14 protein-coding genes are annotated in these 16,110 nt (G+C 61.8%); 5 read left to right on the forward strand and 9 right to left on the reverse strand.

Annotated features, from left to right (window positions below; translation table 11 throughout):
* Positions 1-43 precede the first annotated feature (43 nt).
* Complete coding sequence (locus ACEN8E_RS00660) at positions 44-466, forward strand: acyl-CoA thioesterase (RefSeq protein ID WP_495591029.1); 423 nt, start codon at positions 44-46, stop codon at positions 464-466.
* Between the two features lie 68 nt (positions 467-534).
* Here the strand turns inward: ACEN8E_RS00660 and ACEN8E_RS00665 are convergent, their stop codons facing one another.
* The 4 genes from ACEN8E_RS00665 to ACEN8E_RS00680 form a co-directional block, all read right to left on the reverse strand.
* Positions 535-1,020, reverse strand: coding sequence for a glycine zipper domain-containing protein (locus ACEN8E_RS00665; protein ID WP_495591030.1), 486 nt, complete (start codon positions 1,018-1,020; stop codon positions 535-537).
* Between the two features lie 360 nt (positions 1,021-1,380).
* Positions 1,381-3,729 (reverse strand): FdhF/YdeP family oxidoreductase, encoded by a 2,349-nt coding sequence (locus tag ACEN8E_RS00670; protein ID WP_495591031.1) that lies wholly within the window; start codon positions 3,727-3,729, stop codon positions 1,381-1,383.
* Positions 3,726-4,565 (reverse strand): formate dehydrogenase accessory sulfurtransferase FdhD, encoded by an 840-nt coding sequence (gene fdhD, locus ACEN8E_RS00675; RefSeq protein WP_495591032.1) that lies wholly within the window; start codon positions 4,563-4,565, stop codon positions 3,726-3,728. Before fdhD ends, ACEN8E_RS00670 begins: the two co-directional genes overlap by 4 nt.
* Before the next feature lie 92 nt (positions 4,566-4,657).
* Positions 4,658-5,545 carry a LysR family transcriptional regulator gene (locus ACEN8E_RS00680; protein ID WP_495591033.1) on the reverse strand — a complete coding sequence of 296 codons (888 nt, stop codon included), beginning with the start codon at positions 5,543-5,545 and terminating at the stop codon, positions 4,658-4,660.
* Positions 5,546-5,673: 128 nt separating this feature from the next.
* Between ACEN8E_RS00680 and lysM the strand changes: the two genes are divergently transcribed.
* A complete protein-coding gene (gene lysM, locus ACEN8E_RS00685) occupies positions 5,674-6,114 on the forward strand; it encodes a peptidoglycan-binding protein LysM (RefSeq protein WP_495591034.1) in 441 nt (146 codons plus the stop codon).
* 93 nt (positions 6,115-6,207) lie between these two features.
* Here the strand turns inward: lysM and yrfG are convergent, their stop codons facing one another.
* Positions 6,208-6,870 carry a GMP/IMP nucleotidase gene (gene yrfG / locus ACEN8E_RS00690; protein WP_495591035.1) on the reverse strand — a complete coding sequence of 221 codons (663 nt, stop codon included), beginning with the start codon at positions 6,868-6,870 and terminating at the stop codon, positions 6,208-6,210.
* A gap of 88 nt (positions 6,871-6,958) precedes the next feature.
* Between yrfG and nudE the strand changes: the two genes are divergently transcribed.
* Positions 6,959-7,525, forward strand: a complete 567-nt coding sequence (gene nudE, locus ACEN8E_RS00695) for an ADP compounds hydrolase NudE (RefSeq protein WP_008019034.1) — start codon at positions 6,959-6,961, stop codon at positions 7,523-7,525.
* Entirely contained in the window at positions 7,522-8,349 is an 828-nt protein-coding gene (gene cysQ / locus ACEN8E_RS00700; protein WP_495591036.1) for a 3'(2'),5'-bisphosphate nucleotidase CysQ, read from the forward strand. Before nudE ends, cysQ begins: the two co-directional genes overlap by 4 nt.
* A 65-nt stretch (positions 8,350-8,414) precedes the next feature.
* On the opposite strand, the gene ACEN8E_RS00705 is transcribed toward cysQ, so the two are convergent.
* The 4 genes from ACEN8E_RS00705 to rfbC all read right to left on the reverse strand — a co-directional run bounded on the left by ACEN8E_RS00705 (position 8,415) and on the right by rfbC (position 12,748).
* A complete protein-coding gene (locus tag ACEN8E_RS00705) occupies positions 8,415-8,870 on the reverse strand; it encodes a thioesterase domain-containing protein (protein ID WP_495591037.1) in 456 nt (151 codons plus the stop codon).
* A 39-nt stretch (positions 8,871-8,909) separates the two neighbouring features.
* Positions 8,910-10,304 carry a sigma-54-dependent transcriptional regulator gene (locus ACEN8E_RS00710; RefSeq protein WP_495591038.1) on the reverse strand — a complete coding sequence of 465 codons (1,395 nt, stop codon included), beginning with the start codon at positions 10,302-10,304 and terminating at the stop codon, positions 8,910-8,912.
* Positions 10,301-12,109: a sensor histidine kinase gene (locus ACEN8E_RS00715; RefSeq protein WP_495591039.1), complete on the reverse strand. Its 1,809-nt coding sequence runs from the start codon at positions 12,107-12,109 to the stop codon at positions 10,301-10,303. Before ACEN8E_RS00715 ends, ACEN8E_RS00710 begins: the two co-directional genes overlap by 4 nt.
* Positions 12,110-12,202: 93 nt before the next feature.
* On the reverse strand, positions 12,203-12,748 hold the full coding sequence (gene rfbC / locus ACEN8E_RS00720; RefSeq protein ID WP_495591040.1) for a dTDP-4-dehydrorhamnose 3,5-epimerase: 546 nt from the start codon (positions 12,746-12,748) through the stop codon (positions 12,203-12,205).
* 190 nt (positions 12,749-12,938) lie between these two features.
* Here rfbC and ACEN8E_RS00725 point away from each other — a divergent pair, with 190 nt between their 5' ends.
* Positions 12,939-15,851: an aminotransferase gene (locus tag ACEN8E_RS00725; RefSeq protein WP_495591041.1), complete on the forward strand. Its 2,913-nt coding sequence runs from the start codon at positions 12,939-12,941 to the stop codon at positions 15,849-15,851.
* Positions 15,852-16,110 lie beyond the last annotated feature (259 nt).

Here is a 16,110-nt window from a genome sequence, read left to right on the forward strand (position 1 = left end):
GGTTTCGCCTTAGACTGGCGAACCCACCGAGGAATCAACGCTAATGCCCCAACGCACCGACTACCCGCACTTCCAGCCCATCACCACCCGCTGGCACGACAATGACGCCTACGGTCACGTCAACAACGTCACCTACTACAGCTTCTTCGATACAGCGGTGAACACCTACCTGATCGAAGTCGGTGGCCTGAGCATCCATGACGGCGAGGTGGTGGGGTTCGTGGTGAGCTCGGCTTGTGATTACTTTGCTTCCATTGCCTTCCCGGATCGCATCGAGATCGGCCTGCGGGTGGGCAAGTTGGGCAACAGCTCAGTGCAATACGAACTGGCGGTGTTCAAGCAAGGGGAAGATGAAGCCTGTGCGGCGGGGCGCTTCGTGCATGTGTTTGTCGATCGCGCGTCGAATCAACCCGTGGCGATTCCTTCAGGGTTGCGTGGGGCGCTGGAACGTCTGGTGGTTCAGTAAGGCAAAAAAAATCGCAGCCCTTGGGCTGCGATTTTTGCTGGACCAGTTATAGCGAGGCGATGGATGCCTTAGTCGTCGTCGTGCCAGCGATGCTTGCGGTGGCCATAGGCATGACCGTGGTGACGGTGGCCGTCACGGTAGTAACGACGATCGTCATGGCCGCGATAGTAACGACGATCGCTGCCCTCATCATCGTACTCTTTGCCCATGTGGTTACCCAGCGCGCCACCGACGCCGCCGCCTGCTGCGGCGCCGATCAGGCTGCCGGTGGTGCCGCCCATGCTGCGGCCGACCACGTTACCGCCTGCAGCACCCAAGGCACCGCCAATGGCTGCTTCGCCACGGCTGTGTTTGTTTGCGCCGACGGCACTACCACCCGCGCCACCCAGGGCCGCGCCGATGGTGGAACCTGTACTGCCGCCTAGCGACTGGCCGACGACCGAGCCTAGAACCCCGCCCAATGCGCCGCCTACACCGGCTTCGGTGGTGCCGCCAGCAGACGCGATACCGCTGACCAGGCCAAGGGACAACAAGAGAATCGAGGAGTACTTCATGGAGGAACCTCTAGGGGATGACGGCGCGATCCTGAGGCTCTGGAATGGGCGTGACAATCGAAATCCGACGAATAACACGACCTGTATACAATATTGCAAGTTACTGTTTTTTGGGCGGAACTTAACGTTTTTTTGCGGGTCTTTTACTACTTCGCAAAGGCCGTTTTCATGAGGAAACGGCCTTTTTTGTGGGTTATTGGAAATGGTTCAAGCGGTGCTGAAATCAGCATTGAATCATCCGACGCCATCGCGAGCAGGCTCGCTCCCACAGTAGAACCGGGTAGAACACAAATGCTGTGTTCGCCGAAGCTCAAATGTGGGAGCGAGCCTGCTCGCGAAGGGGGCAGTTCAGACAGCGTGTTACGCCGACCTGGCCATGATCAACCCGGTTTCGCTTGCCGCTTCCAGCCGGATGGCCACGAACTTCGATGTTGGTGTATGACTGCCATCACCGATGCTTTCCAGCGGCACCAACGGGTTCACTTCCGGATAGTAGGCCGCCGCTTGCCCGGCCGGGATGTCAAACGCCAGCAGTGTGAAGCCCTTCACCCGACGTTCAACGCCATCGTCCCAGAGCGAAACGATGTCCGCCTTCTGCCCCGGCTTGAAGCCCAGGCGGATGATGTCCGCTTCGTTGACGAACAGCACATCGCGCTGGCCCTTGACGCCACGATAACGATCATTGAGACCATAGATGGTGGTGTTGTACTGATCGTGGGAGCGCATCGATTGCATGATCAGGTCCGGCAGCACACCGGTGGCGCGGGTGCGTTCGTGCACCAGGTCTTCGGGCAGCACGTTCGGACGGAAATTGGCCCGCCCTGAGGCGGTGCTCCACTTGCGTGCGCCAGCGCTGTTGCCCAAGTAGAAACCGCCCGGATTCCTGACCTTCTCATTGAAATCCGTGAAGCCTGGAATGGTCTCGGCGATCAGGTCGCGGATACGGCTGTAGTCTGCTACCAGCCAGTTCCAGTCCACCGGGTGGTTGCCCAGGGTTGCGGCGGCGATGCCGGCCAGGATCGCCGGTTCCGAGCGCATCTGGTTCGACAGTGGCTGCAGCTGACCATTGGAGGCGTGGACCATGCTGAACGAATCTTCGACGGTTACCGCTTGCGGGCCTTCGGTCTGGATATCGATGTCGGTGCGACCCAGGCACGGCAGGATCAGTGCGTCCTTGCCATGGGTCAAATGGCTGCGGTTGAGCTTGGTGCTGATCTGCACGGTCAGGTCGCAGTTTTGCAGGGCCTGGAACGTGCGCGGGCTGTCCGGCGTTGCCTGGGCAAAATTGCCGCCCAGACCGATGAAGACTCTCGCCCGGCCTTCAGCCATCGCATGAATGGCTTCGACCACGTTGTGGCCGTTGTGGCGTGGCACCTTGAACTGGAAGCGACGTTCCAGGGCATCGAGGAACGCCGCCGGCGGCCGTTCGTTGATGCCCATGGTCCGGTCGCCCTGCACGTTGCTGTGGCCGCGCACCGGGCACAGACCGGCACCCGGCCGGCCAATGTTGCCGCGCAGCATCATCAGGTTGGCGATTTCCTGGATGGTCGCCACCGAGTGGCGATGCTGGGTGATGCCCATGGCCCAGCACATGATGACGTTCTTGCTCTTGGCGTACATGCGCGCCGCTTGTTCGATCTCTACCAGCGTCAGGCCCGACTGCTCGACGATCTGTTCCCACGGTGTTTCGTCGATGGTCGCCAGGTACTCCAGCACATTGGCGCTGTGCTCATTGAGGAATTCGTGGTCGAACACCGCCGGGGCGCCGCTGCGCTGTGCATCGCGCTCCCACAGCAGGAGGAATTTCGCCATGCCGCGCATGATCGCCATGTCGCCGCCCAGGGCCGGGCGGAAGAACGCGGTGTTGGTTGGCTTGTCGCCGTTGGTGAGCATTTCGAATGCGTGCTGCGGGTGCTGGAAGCGTTCCAGGCCACGTTCCTTGAGCGGGTTGATGCACACCACCTGAGCGCCGCGCTTCACCGCTTCGCGCAGTGGTTCGAGCATCCGCGGGTGGTTGGTGCCGGGGTTCTGGCCCCAGACGAAAATCGCATCGGCGTGTTCGAAATCGTCGAAGGTCACGGTCCCTTTGCCGACGCCGACGCTTTGCGACAACGCGACACCGCTGGCCTCGTGACACATGTTCGAGCAGTCAGGGAAGTTGTTGGTGCCGTAGGCGCGCACGAACAGCTGATAAAGATAGGCTGCTTCGTTGCTGGCGCGACCCGAGGTGTAGAACTCGGCCTGGTCCGGGCTCGACAAGCCGTTCAGGTGTTTGGCGATCAGCGCGAAGGCGTCGTCCCAGCTGATCGGCTTGTAGCGGTCGGTTTCGGCGTCGTAGCTCATCGGCTCGGTCAGGCGGCCCTGATATTCGAGCCAGTAGTCGCTTTGCTCCAGCAGCGAGGTGACGCTGTGCCTGGCGAAGAATCTGGCGTCGACCCGGCGTTTTGTCGCTTCCCAGTTCACCGCCTTGGCGCCGTTCTCGCAGAACATCACCATGCCCTTTTCCGGAGAGTCACCCCAGGCGCAACCCGGGCAATCGAAGCCACCGTTCTGGTTGGTCTTGAGCATGATGCGCAGGTTTTTCAGTGCGTTGTCGCTGGTCAACCAGGCCTGGGCGACGCTGATCAGTGCGCCCCAGCCACCGGCCGGGCCTTTGTAGGGTTTGTAGCGAGGAACAGGTGTCTGGTCGGCTTGACGGTGTTGACTCACGCTTGGTTCTCCGACGTTGGGCTGTACACCCGCGGTGCATTCTTCTGTGGCAAATGGATGAGGTTGAGGTTGTGGCGGCGGGCCCATTGCACGGCAAGGCCGGTGGGCGACGACAGGCTGACCAGGGTCTGGATGCCGGCGCGCAAGACCTTCTGGATCAATTCGAGGCTGCAACGACTGGTGACAATCACCAACCCGCCAGCGGTCGGGATTTTTTGCCGGATCAGCCCGCCAATCAGTTTGTCGAGGGCGTTGTGCCGACCGATGTCTTCGCGCCCCAGCAGCAACTCGCCTTGACCGTTCATGAACACCGCCGCGTGCACCGCACCGCAATGCTGGCCCAAAGGCTGGAAGGCGCCGATGCGCTGGCGCAGGCCATCGAGCCATTCAGCCGGCGGCAGCGGGGCGCCAGGCAATACCTGAAGGTCTGGCAATGCCTGCTCGACCGCTTCCACACCGCACAACCCGCAACCACTGGTGCCGGCCAGTTGCCGACGCTGTTGCTTGAGGTTCCAGAAGGCGCGGTTGGCGATGGTCACTTGCGCGTATTGCGCTGACCCTGAGCCGCTGAGTTGCAGGTCATAAATATCAGTGGCGTCGATGATGATGCCGCTGCCCAGGCTGAAACCGACGATGAAGTCTTCGAGGTCCGTTGGCGTCACCAGCATGACGGCCTGGCTGATGCCGTTGTAGGCAATCGCCAACGCGACTTCCTCGGCCAGCGCGGTGCTGTCCGATTCCGAGTATTCAAGGTTGCTGTAACTGTACGTCTGGCTTGCGGCGGGCGCGGGCGTTTGGGGGGCAGGCGCCGCGCAGGCTGGGCGCTTGGCGTTCATGGCATCACCGACGGATTGATCAGCTTTAAGACTAGGCGCGGCAACTTGTCGCGTCTAATCGCTATTACTGATCTACCGATAGATGCCGTCGATCAAGAGTTCGTCTGCGATTGCCGATAGATCGCGAAACAGGCTTCCGCCAGGGCCGAGCGTGGCGCGCTGCGTCGCATGATCAGCCCCAGGCGGCCAAGGGTCTGGGCGCTCTCGATCGGTTGCAGGCGCAGGTGTTCGGTCAGCCCTTCGAGGCCACCCTCCAATGGCATCACGGCGCAACACAGGCCGCCATGCACGGCTTGCAGCAGTTGATGAACGGCGTCGGTCTGCAGCAACGGTTGTGGGGTGAGGCCGCGGCTGTGGAAGTTATGGTCGATGGATTGGCGAAAGTGCATGCCGCTGGTGAGCATGCCCAGTGGCAGTTCGATCAATGATTCCCAGCTGAGCGGTGCCTCGCCAAAGGTGAAGAAGCGCTGGTCGTAGAGCAACCCCATGCGGGTTTCGCTGAAGGCCAGGGAATCGAAATGTTCGGCGTCGAGGCGTTCCAGATAGGAAACACCGAGGTCCAGGCGATTGTTCGCCAGTTGTTCGAGGATTTGCTCCGAACTCAGCGCCGAGAGCTCGAAGCGCAGGTTCGGGTGCTCGGCATGCAGGCGTTGCAGCAGCGGCAGTGGGTCGAAGCTCGACAGCGGCACCATGCCCAGGCGCAAGGTGCCGACCAGGTTGCCACGACAGGCGGCCGCTTCGGCGTACAAACCGTCATAGGCTGCCAGCACCGTACGTGCCCAGGCCAGCACCCGCTCGCCCGGCGCGGTGAAGCCTTCGAAGCGCTGGCCGCGATTGACCAGCGGCAAATCGAGTTCTTCTTCGAGGCTGCGCAGGCGCATGGACAGGGTCGGCTGGGTGATGTGGCAGCGTGCGGCGGCCTGGCCGAAATGGCGGGTTTCGTCGAGCGCGATGAGGAATTTCAGCTGCTTGATGTCCATCTTCGCTCCTGGGCGCGTGAAGGGGCGGATTCTATCGCAAGCGGGGTCATTGGTCGGGTTGGATTCGCAGGTGACAGCCGTGGTCTAGGCTTTGACGTCTGGAACCTCAAACCCAAGGAGAGCGCACCATGAGTCTTTTGAGCTTTGTGAAGGAAGCAGGTGAAAAACTGCTGGATCTTCTGACGCCAGGCAATGCCAATGCCAGTGAACAGTTGAAAGAACACATCAGCAAAGTCGGCCTGGGTAATCCGAATGTGCAGGCGACGGTCGATGGTGACAAGGTGACGGTGACTGGCGAAGTGGCGAGCCAGGAAGAGAAGGAAAAGATCCTGCTGGCGGTGGGCAATATTGCCGGGGTTGGCAGCGTGGATGATCAGATTACCGTGACCGGGCCTGCAGTTGCTGCCGCGCGTTTTGTGGTCGTGAAAAAGGGCGACACGCTAAGTGCCATATCCTTGGCCGTGTATGGCAGTGCCAACCAGTACAACAAGATTTTCGAAGCCAACAAACCGATGCTGTCGCACCCGGACAAGATCTATCCGGGGCAGTCGTTGCGGATTCCTGAGTAACCTTCAAGACCGCTTTCGCGAGCAGGCTCGCTCCCACAGGCCAGGTGCGTTTTTTGTGGGAGCGAGCCTGCTCGCGAAGCAGGCGACCCGGTCTCACAGACCAGCTATCAAATCCCGATAATCCCCAACCGCTGCAAACTCCGCCGTATCCCTCGGCCCTTTGTGGCTGTCTGGTTCGCGCACGGCCAACAGGTGCGCCACGCCAAAGTCCCGTGCGCTACGCAGGATCGGCAAGGTATCGTCGATGAACAGGCTGCGCGCCGGATCGAAATCGATGTCGGCTTGCAGTGCATCCCAGAACTGCGGGTTTTCCTTGGGGAAGCCGTAGTCATGGGAACTGATCAAGCGTTCGAAGTAGGGCGCCAGTTCGATTTTTTCCAGCTTCAACGACAGCGCATCCCGATGGGCGTTGGTGATCAGCACCACGCGCTTGCCGGCTCGTTTGATCGCCGCCAGAAAGGTGTCGGCATCCGGGCGCAGGGCGATCAGGTGCGCGGTTTCCAGTTTCAGGTCGCGCACCGACAGCTTCAGTTCCGCGCTCCAGAAGTCCAGGCAGTACCACTGCAACTGGCCGGCATTGCGCTCGAACAATGGCTGCAATTCCATCTCGGCCATGGTCCGGCTGACCCCGTGCAGTTCGGCGTAACGCCGGGGCAGGTGCTCCATCCAGAAATGGTTGTCGAAATGCAGATCCAGCAGCGTGCCGTCCATGTCCAGCAGAACGGTATCGATGTCGGACCAGGGTAATGAAGGCATGGCAACGTCTCGGGCAGTAGAAAGATTTCTGGCGTAAACAATCGGGAAAGCCGCGTTATAGTAGCGCGTTCACGCCAAGGAGCTTTGCATGCGCCAGAAACCCACCATACTCGCCCGCGAAATTGTCGCCACCAGTCGATTGTTCTGCGTGGAGGAGCTGAAGTTGCGCTTTGCCAATGGCGTGGAACGCACCTATGAGCGCCTGGTCGGCAAAGGGGCCGGGTACGGCGCGGTAATGATCGTGGCGATGCTCGATGCCGAGCATGCGGTGCTGGTCGAGGAGTATTGCGGTGGCACGGACGAATATGAAATGTCCTTGCCCAAGGGTTTGATCGAGCCGGGTGAAGACGTGTTGGCGGCAGCCGAGCGTGAGCTCAAGGAAGAGGCCGGGTTCGGCGCGCGGCAGCTGGAGCACCTGACCGAGTTATCGCTGTCCCCCGGTTACATGAGCCAGAAAATTCAGGTGGTGCTGGCGACCGACCTCTACGAAGAGCGCCTGGAAGGCGACGAGCCCGAGCCGATGCGGGTGGACAAGGTCAATCTGCGTGAACTCTCGGCGCTGGCGCAAAACCCGCAATTTACCGAAGGCCGTGCCTTGGCGGCGCTGTATCTGGCCCGAGACCTGTTGACTCAGCGTGGAGCGTTCCAGCCATGAATTTTCCGCATCCATTGATGGCACCGGTCATCGAGCTGGCCTTGCAGGCTGGTGAGGCGATCCTGCCGTTCTGGCGTACAGGCACGGCCGTTACGGCGAAGGCTGATGATTCGCCGGTGACCGCTGCTGACCTGGCCGCGCACCACCTGATTCTGGCCGGGCTGACGGCGCTCGATCCAAGCATCCCGGTGCTCTCCGAAGAGGACGCCAATATTCCCCAAGGCGTGCGTGCCGGCTGGCAGCGCTGGTGGCTGGTCGATCCGCTGGATGGCACCAAGGAGTTCATCAGCGGCAGCGAAGAGTTCACCGTCAACATCGCCCTGATCGAAAACGGTCGAGTGGTGTTCGGTGTGGTGTCGATGCCGACCAACGGCCGCTTCTATGTCGGTGGCGCCGGCCTCGGTGCCTGGCGCGGCGATAAAGGTGGCACGCCTGTGGTGATTCAGGTGCGTGATGCGTTAGCGCCAGGCGAGTCGTTCACCGTGGTGGCCAGCCGTCGCCATTCGAGCCCGGAGCAGGAGCGTTTGCTGGCTGGATTGAGCGCCAGCCTGGGCGAGCTGCAACTGGCCAATATCGGCAGTTCGCTGAAGTTTTGCCTGCTGGCCGAAGGGGCCGCGGATTGCTATCCGCGCCTGGCACCGACTTCGCAGTGGGACACGGCGGCAGCGCAAGGCGTGCTGGAAGGTGCCGGCGGCGAGGTGCTGGAGTTGAGCGGCGAGCCGTTCAGCTATCCGGCGCGGGAATCGCTGTTGAATTCATTCTTCCTGGCGTTGCCGGCAAAGGCAGCGTGGCGGGAGAAACTGCTGGAGTTGGCCCGGTCCTGAAATTGCCCTGACTTTGTGGCAAGGGGGGCAATCTCCCTCGCCACAAGTTATGTACCCAATGCGAATCAGCGGTGCAGAACGTACTGCCCGACAAACCTCACCGCATCCTCTTCACGGCCTTCATTGACGACCCGCGTATGCAGCGTCAATCGCGCTCGGCTGTATCGCTGGAAGGTGCTCAGGAATTTCTTCCAGATCACCGGATCCGGCGCCTGGCAAATGGCGTTGGCATCGCCCGTTACCGGCAGCGGGTAACTGATCTGCCCTTCCTGAATCACAATGTGCCCGTCTGTAATGCCTTCTTCCTTGAGGCGCAAATGCAGCCAGCCCCAACCGGCCAGTACCGCGCCGCAATACAGGCTGCCGCCGAACATGGTGCTCTTGTGATTGACGTTGGCTTCCAGCGGCAAGTGCAGGCGCAGTTGCTGGTCATGCCAGTCGAGCACCTTGAGGCCCATGTCCCGGGTGAGGGGAATGTCGTGATGGAGGACTGATTCCAGTTGTCGACTGTCGCGGCTCATTAGGGGCCTCTTGCTTGAAGTGGATGATTGGACGGTAGCTCAGTCGAGGTCGTCGGGGTGGGCCGAGGCACCACTGTCCGAGAAGCTCAAACCGTGTTTGCGCAGTTTGTCATGCAGGGTCTTGCGCGGAACGCCGAGGGCTTCGGCGACGCTGCGCACGGAGCTGTGCGGGCGTGCCAGTTCGGCGGCAATGAGGGTTTTTTCGAAGTTCTCCACCTGCTCGCTCAAACCGCCGCTGATGACTTCGACCCTGTTGCCAGCGCTGCCATCGGGCGTGCTGTTGTCGAGGGCCAGTTCCAGCCCGAGGGCAAAACGCTCCGCCGCATTTTGCAGCTCGCGCACGTTGCCGGGCCAGGTATGGCGCAGTAGCAAGGCCCGATGCCCCGGTTGCAGTTCATGGGGCGGCAAGCCGTGGCGGGCACTGGCTTCATCGGCAAAATGCTGGAACAGCATCAGGGCGTCTTCGCCTCGTTCACGCAGCGGTGGAATCCGCAATGGCGCGACATTCAGGCGGTAATACAGGTCGGCACGGAAACGTCCTTGGTCCGCCGCCTGGCGCAGGTCTTCCTTGGTGGCGGCGATGATGCGGATGTCCAGCGGGATCAGTTGATTGCCGCCCAGGCGTTCGACCACCCGCTCTTGCAGCAAGCGCAGCAATTTGACCTGCACATCCAGGCTCATGCTTTCGATTTCATCGAGGAACAAGGTGCCGCCGTTGGCGAATTCGAACTTGCCGATGCGCCGTTTCTGCGCGCCGGTGAAGGCGCCCGGCTCGTGGCCGAACAGCTCGCTTTCGACCACTGATTCGGCCAGGGCACCGGCATTGATCGCCACGAACGGTCCGCTGCGACGGTTCGATAAATCATGCAGTGCCCGGGCCACGACTTCTTTGCCAGCGCCGGTTTCGCCGAGGATCAGCACATCGGCTTTGGTCGCGGCCAGGGCGCCGATCTGCTCGCGCAGGCGCAGCATCGAGGGTGAGTGGCCAACCAGACGGGCGCTTAGCTCATTGCGGTCGCTCAAGGCCAGCCGCAGGCTGCGGTTGTCCAGCACCAGCCGGCGCAGGGCCAACGCGCGGCGCACGCTGTCGAGCAGGGCGTCGCTGGCGAAGGGTTTTTCCAGAAAGTCATAGGCCCCGGCACGCATGGCCTGCACTGCCAGCGGTACATCGCCGTGGCCGGTGATCAACAGCACCGGCAGCTCAGGGTCCTGGGCATGCAGTTCGGTCAGCAGCTCCAGACCGTCCATGCCGGGCATGCGGATGTCGCTGACCACCACGCCCGGCCAGTCGCGCTCCAGTTGCGCGGCCAGGCCCTTGGCTTCGGCCAGCGGCAGGATTTTCAGGCCGGCCAGATCCAGCGTTTGGCTCAAGGCCTGGCGCAAGTGGGGATCGTCGTCGATCAACACGACCTGAATGCGGTTGTCGATGGTCATGCACTTCGGTCCTCGGACGGTTGCAGGCTCACGCCCGGTGCGCCTGCGCGCAGCTTCAGGGTAATCAGGGCGCCGCCTTCCTTGTGATTGGCGAACGACAGTTCACCGCCGAAGGCGCGCATCAGTGTTTCGCAGATCGCCAACCCCAGACCCAGGCCCTGGGTGCGGGTCTTGGTGGTGTAGAACGGCTCGCTGGCGCGCCCAAGGGCTTCCAGGCAAAAACCGGGGCCGTTGTCGCGAATGTACAGGTTGACGCCATCGGCGGTGGATTGGGCACTCAACCAGAGTTTACGTGGCGGTCCTTTTTCCGTCAGGGCATCCAGGGCGTTGGCCAGCAGGTTGCCGAGTACCTGACGCAGACGGGTTTCCCCGGCCTCGACCCACAGGGTGGCGGCGGGCAAGTCGCGGATCAGTTCGACGTCCATGCTGCGTCGGCGCTTGGCCAGCAAGGCCAGGGCATCGTCCAGCGCCGGTTGCAGGGCGACGCTTTCCGGGGCGTGGCGGTCGCGCCGGGCGAAGGCGCGCAGGTGGGCGATGATCGAGGCCATGCGGCCGGTCAACTCGCTGATCAACTTGAGGTTGCCGCGGGCATCGTCGGTGCGCTGGTGATCGAGCAGTACTTCGGCGTTTTCCGCATAGCTGCGAATCGCTGCCAGCGGCTGATTGAGTTCGTGGCTGATGCTCGCCGACATGGTGCCCAGTGCCGACAATTTACCGGCCTGCACCAGGTCATCCTGGGCGCGTACCAGCTCCTGCTGGGCCTGTTCGCGCTCCAGCACCTCCTGTTTCAGGCGCCGGTTCAGACCTTCGAGATCGCTGGTGCGTTCGGCGACCCGACCTTCCAGTTCGCGGCGGGCCTTGGCTTCGAAGGCAATGCGTTCGAGGTAATGGCGACGGCGCTGCATCATCAGGCCAAGCAACAGCATCAATACCAGCAGCGTTGCCCCACCGATGGCCACTACCGTGCGCACCGGGCGGTCGATCAAAGTACGCGGGGCGAGGATGCTGACATTCCAGCCGGTTTCGGCGATCTGTTGGGTCTGGGTCAGCCAGGCATTGGGATTGAGCTTCAGCGATTTGGGCTCGCGGGTCGGGTAGGGTTGAATCGCAGTGATGGCTTTGCTTTCTTCCTCGTTCAACGGGCGGGTCGAGCGGAATCGCCACTCCGGCCGCGAGGTGAGAATGACCACGCCGTTGTGGTCGGTCAGCAGCAGTTGTTCAGGGGTTTTACCCCAGAGGCTCTCGGTGTGGTCAAGGTCGACCTTGACCACCAGCACACCGACGATTTTTTCGCCGTCGCGCACACCGGCGGCGAAGAAGTAACCGCGCTTGGCTGAGGTGGTGCCCAGGCCGAAAAAGCGCCCGAGCTTCCCGGCCATGGCTTCGCTGAAATACGGCCGGAAGGAAAAATTGCGCCCGACGAAACTGTCGTGCTTGTCCCAGTTGGAGGCGGCCAGGGTCTTGCCGGTGGCGTCCATCAGGTACATGACTTCGGCGCCGGTCTGGGTCGCGATGTTTTTCAGCAGGCGATTGGCGTTGCCCTGGGTGACGCCATCGTCCGGTGCTCCGAGAACGGCGCGCAGGGCCGGCAGGTCGCCGAGGATCTGCGGCAACACTTCATAGCGGTGCAGGGTACCCAGCAGGTTGGCGACGTAGAGGTCCAGGGTCTGACGATTCTGGCTGGCCAGCTCGCTGCGGTAATAACGCTCGGCGAGATGCTCCAGTGGCCACAGTAGCGGCGCCAGGCACAGTGCCAGCAGGGCCAGGCTGCGCCAACGGGGTCTGGGGGGGAGAGTCGGTTTCATGAGCAGCATGCGCCTGTGGGTACAGGCGCATTATGCCTAGGCTTGCGCACCTTGGGTCAGGTGCATCCTGATAGGAGCGCTTCAGCCGGCCTTTCAGGCAAAAACGTCGGCGTCCTTGAAAAATACGCCGGCCTGATCTTTCGCCGATAGCTGCGGCGTGCCTTCCAGTTGCCAGTCGATGGCCAGGTCCGGATCGTCCCAGCGAATGCTGCGCTCGGCGGATGGCGTGTAGTAGTCGGTGGTTTTGTAAAGGAACTCGGCAAATTCGCTCAATACCACGAACCCGTGGGCGAAACCTTCCGGGACCCAGAGCTGACGATGATTGTCGGAGGACAGTCGCACAGCGACCCATTTACCGAAGTGCGCAGAGCTGCGACGGATGTCCACGGCTACGTCCAGCACTTCACCGACCGTGACGCGAACCAGTTTCCCCTGGGTATTTTCCAGTTGGTAATGCAGGCCGCGCAGCACGCCCTTCTGTGAGCGGGAGTGATTGTCTTGAACGAATTCAGTCTCCAGTCCGGTGGCCTCCTTGAAGGCCCGGGCGTTGAAACTTTCGTAGAAGAAACCACGCTCGTCACCAAAGACCTTGGGTTCGAGGATCAGAACACCGGGCAGGTCGGTGGTCACTACATTCATGGTGGTTCTCCAGCAGCGTGCGTTTGATGGCCGCCATTCTTGCGCAAAGCGCCGACAGGGGCGAGTGTTCAAGTAAAAATCTGCCGGCCTGTTCCAGACCCTGTAAACGACGAGTACCGGCCCCGGGGGGTTGCGTATCGCCCTGAGCAGTGGCGATATAGGCACCTAATAAAATTTCAGGGGTCGTTGTATGTCGCTCGCCACGTTGATTCATCGCGCCAGTTTGCCCAGCCCGCAGGTGTCTGCGGAGCAAGCGCTAGAGCTGCTGGAAGAACACTACGGGCTCAGCGGCAGGTTGCAGGCCCTTGGCAGCCAGCAAGACCTGAACTACCGCGTTGATAGCGAGCGGGGACGTTTCGTCCTGAAAATCTGCCGTGGCGACTACTCGGTACTTGAGCTTGAGGCGCAGCATGCCGGGCTCAAGCACCTGGGCGAGCATCCCGATGTCCATGTGCCGCGTGTCATCGCGGCGAAAAACGGTGCAGACCTGCTGTCTCTGGACGTTGGCGGCCAGGCAGTGCACGTTCGCCTGCTCGATTACATCGAAGGCCAGCCGCTGACGAACCTCAGCCATTTCAACCCGACGGTGGTGTCCGGCTTCGGTCGCCTGTGCGGTGAAATGGACCTGGCCCTGGCGGACTTCGACCATCCGGGGCTGGTGCGAACCCTGCAGTGGGACGCCCGCCATGCTCACGCCCTGATCGCGCACTTGCTGCCGGTGATCAAGGATGAAGGCCAGCGCAAACTGATCGTCGAAGCGTCCGGGCAAGCCGAGCGGCATTTGCAGGCACTGGAAGACAAACTGCCGGTGCAGGCCATTCACATGGACATCACCGACGACAACGTGGTGTGGCAGCGCGATGCGCAACGCCACTGGCAGCTGCAAGGCGTGATCGATTTCGGCGACCTGGTGCGCACCTGGCGCATAACCGATCTGTCGGTGACCTGCGCCGCGCTGCTGCATCATGGCGAGGGCGATCCGTTCTGCATCTTGCCAGCGGTACAGGCGTATCACGCGGTCAATCCGTTACAACACGAAGAACTGCTGGCGCTGTGGCCGCTGATCGTTGCTCGTGCAGCGGTGCTGGTACTCAGTGGCGAACAGCAGGTCAGCATCGATCCGGGCAATGCCTACAGCCGCGATAACCTGGTCCATGAGTGGGAAATCTTCCGTGTGGCCACGTCGGTGCCGTTGGCATTGATGGAGGCGGCGATTCTCACGGCCGTCGGCCAGAGTCTCCCGGCCATCGGCAGTGAAGGTTTTGCGCCGTTGTTGCCGAGCCTGGTGGGGCGTGAGTTCGCCTTGATCGACCTGGGTGTGCTCAGCCCGCATTTCGAGGCCGGGAACTGGGAGCAGGAGGGCGTCGACCAGCGCCTGCTGGATGAAGCGGCTGCGGCACATGGCCTGGCGGCCAGTCGCTACGGACAATACCGCTTGTCCCGCACCCGCCCGGACAATGCCACCGAGCCTGATACTTGCCCGTTGCACGTCGAGTTGCGTGTGCCTCAGGGCACGGCGGTCGAAGCGCCGTTTGCCGGGGTGGTGCATCACCCATCCGCCGGCGTGCTGCAACTGGACGGTCCGCACTTGAGTGTGCGGCTTTGGGGCGTCACGCCGTCGCTGCACAGCGGCGCGGCGCTGGTCAAAGGCCAGGTGCTGGGTTCGGTCAACGGGCCTTTGATCGTGCAGTTGTGCCGTGGCGACTCGATCGGTGCGCCGTTGTTCTGCACGCCATCGCGCGCAGCCGCCTGGCAGGCGCTGTGCCCATCACCTGCCGCGCTGCTGGGGCTGGCTTGTGACGCCGAAGCAGAACTCGACGGAGCGACCTTGCTGGCCCGCCGCAACGCCAGTTTCGCCCGTACGCAAAAGCACTATTACGTCGACCCGCCGCGCATCGAGCGTGGCTGGCGCAACCATTTGATCGACATGCAGGGGCGTTCCTACCTCGACATGCTCAACAACGTTGCGGTATTGGGCCACGGTCACCCGCGCATGGCGGCGGTTACCAGTCGCCAGTGGTCATTGCTCAACACCAACTCGCGCTTCAACTACGCGGCCGTGGCCGAGTTTTCCGAACGTTTGCTGAAGCTGTCCCCTGATGGCATGGACCGTGTGTTCCTGGTCAACAGCGGCAGCGAGGCCAACGACCTGGCGATTCGCCTGGCGTGGGCCTACAGCGGCGGCCGCGACATGCTCAGTGTGCTGGAGGCCTATCACGGCTGGACGGTAGGGGCTGACTCGGTGTCGACTTCGATCGCCGACAACCCCAAGGCCTTGAGCAGCCGCCCGGACTGGGTGCATCCGGTGACCGCGCCAAACACCTATCGCGGTGAGTTCCGCGGGCCGGACAGCGCGCCGGATTATGTGCGAAGCGTCGAGCACAACCTGGCGAAAATCGCCGGGCAGAAACGCCAACTGGCCGGGTTCATCTGCGAGCCGGTGTACGGCAATGCCGGCGGTATTTCGCTGCCGGCGGGCTATTTGCAGCAAGTCTATGCAATGGTTCGGGCCCAGGGCGGCGTGTGCATCGCCGACGAAGTGCAGGTCGGCTACGGGCGCATGGGCGAGTTCTTCTGGGGCTTCGAAGAGCAGGGCGTGGTGCCGGACATCATCACCATGGCCAAGGGCATGGGCAACGGCCAGCCACTGGGCGCGGTCATCACCCGCCGGGAAATCGCCGAGGCGCTGGAGGCCGAGGGTTACTTCTTCTCGTCCGCCGGTGGCAGCCCGGTCAGTTGCCAGGTCGGCATGGCCGTGCTGGATGTGATGGAAGAGGAAAAACTCTGGGAGAACGCCCAGGTCGTTGGCGGGCACTTCAAGAAGCGCCTCGAAGCGTTGATCGATATTCATCCGTTAGTGGGCGCGGTACATGGTTCCGGTTTCTATCTGGGCGTCGAACTGATCCGCAACCGCGAAACCCTGGAGCCGGCCACCGAAGAAACCACAGCACTGTGCGATCGCTTGCGTGAACTGGGGATCTTCATGCAACCGACCGGCGATTACCTGAACATCCTCAAGATCAAGCCGCCGATGGTCACTTCGCGCCAGAGCGTGGATTTCTTTGTGGACATGCTGTCGAAGGTGCTGGCGGAAGGTCTGTAAACACGCCCTTTGTGGGAGCGAGCCTGCTCGCGAAGCGGTCTGACAGTCGAAGTCTCTGTTGACTGACACGACCCCATCGCGAGCAGGCTCGCTCCCACATAAAGGGCAGTGTTTGTTCGATTGATATCGGCTTTTTGTCGATAATTTTTGTAACTGTGGATTGATGGTGCTTTAAAAGCCGATATTTATCGGATATAAAGTCGCCACAGCCCACGGCGTTTACACATACGCTTCCATTTCTGTCAGGTATCAATGCCAC

It is taken from the genome of Pseudomonas sp. Pseusp9 (genome assembly GCF_059491265.1).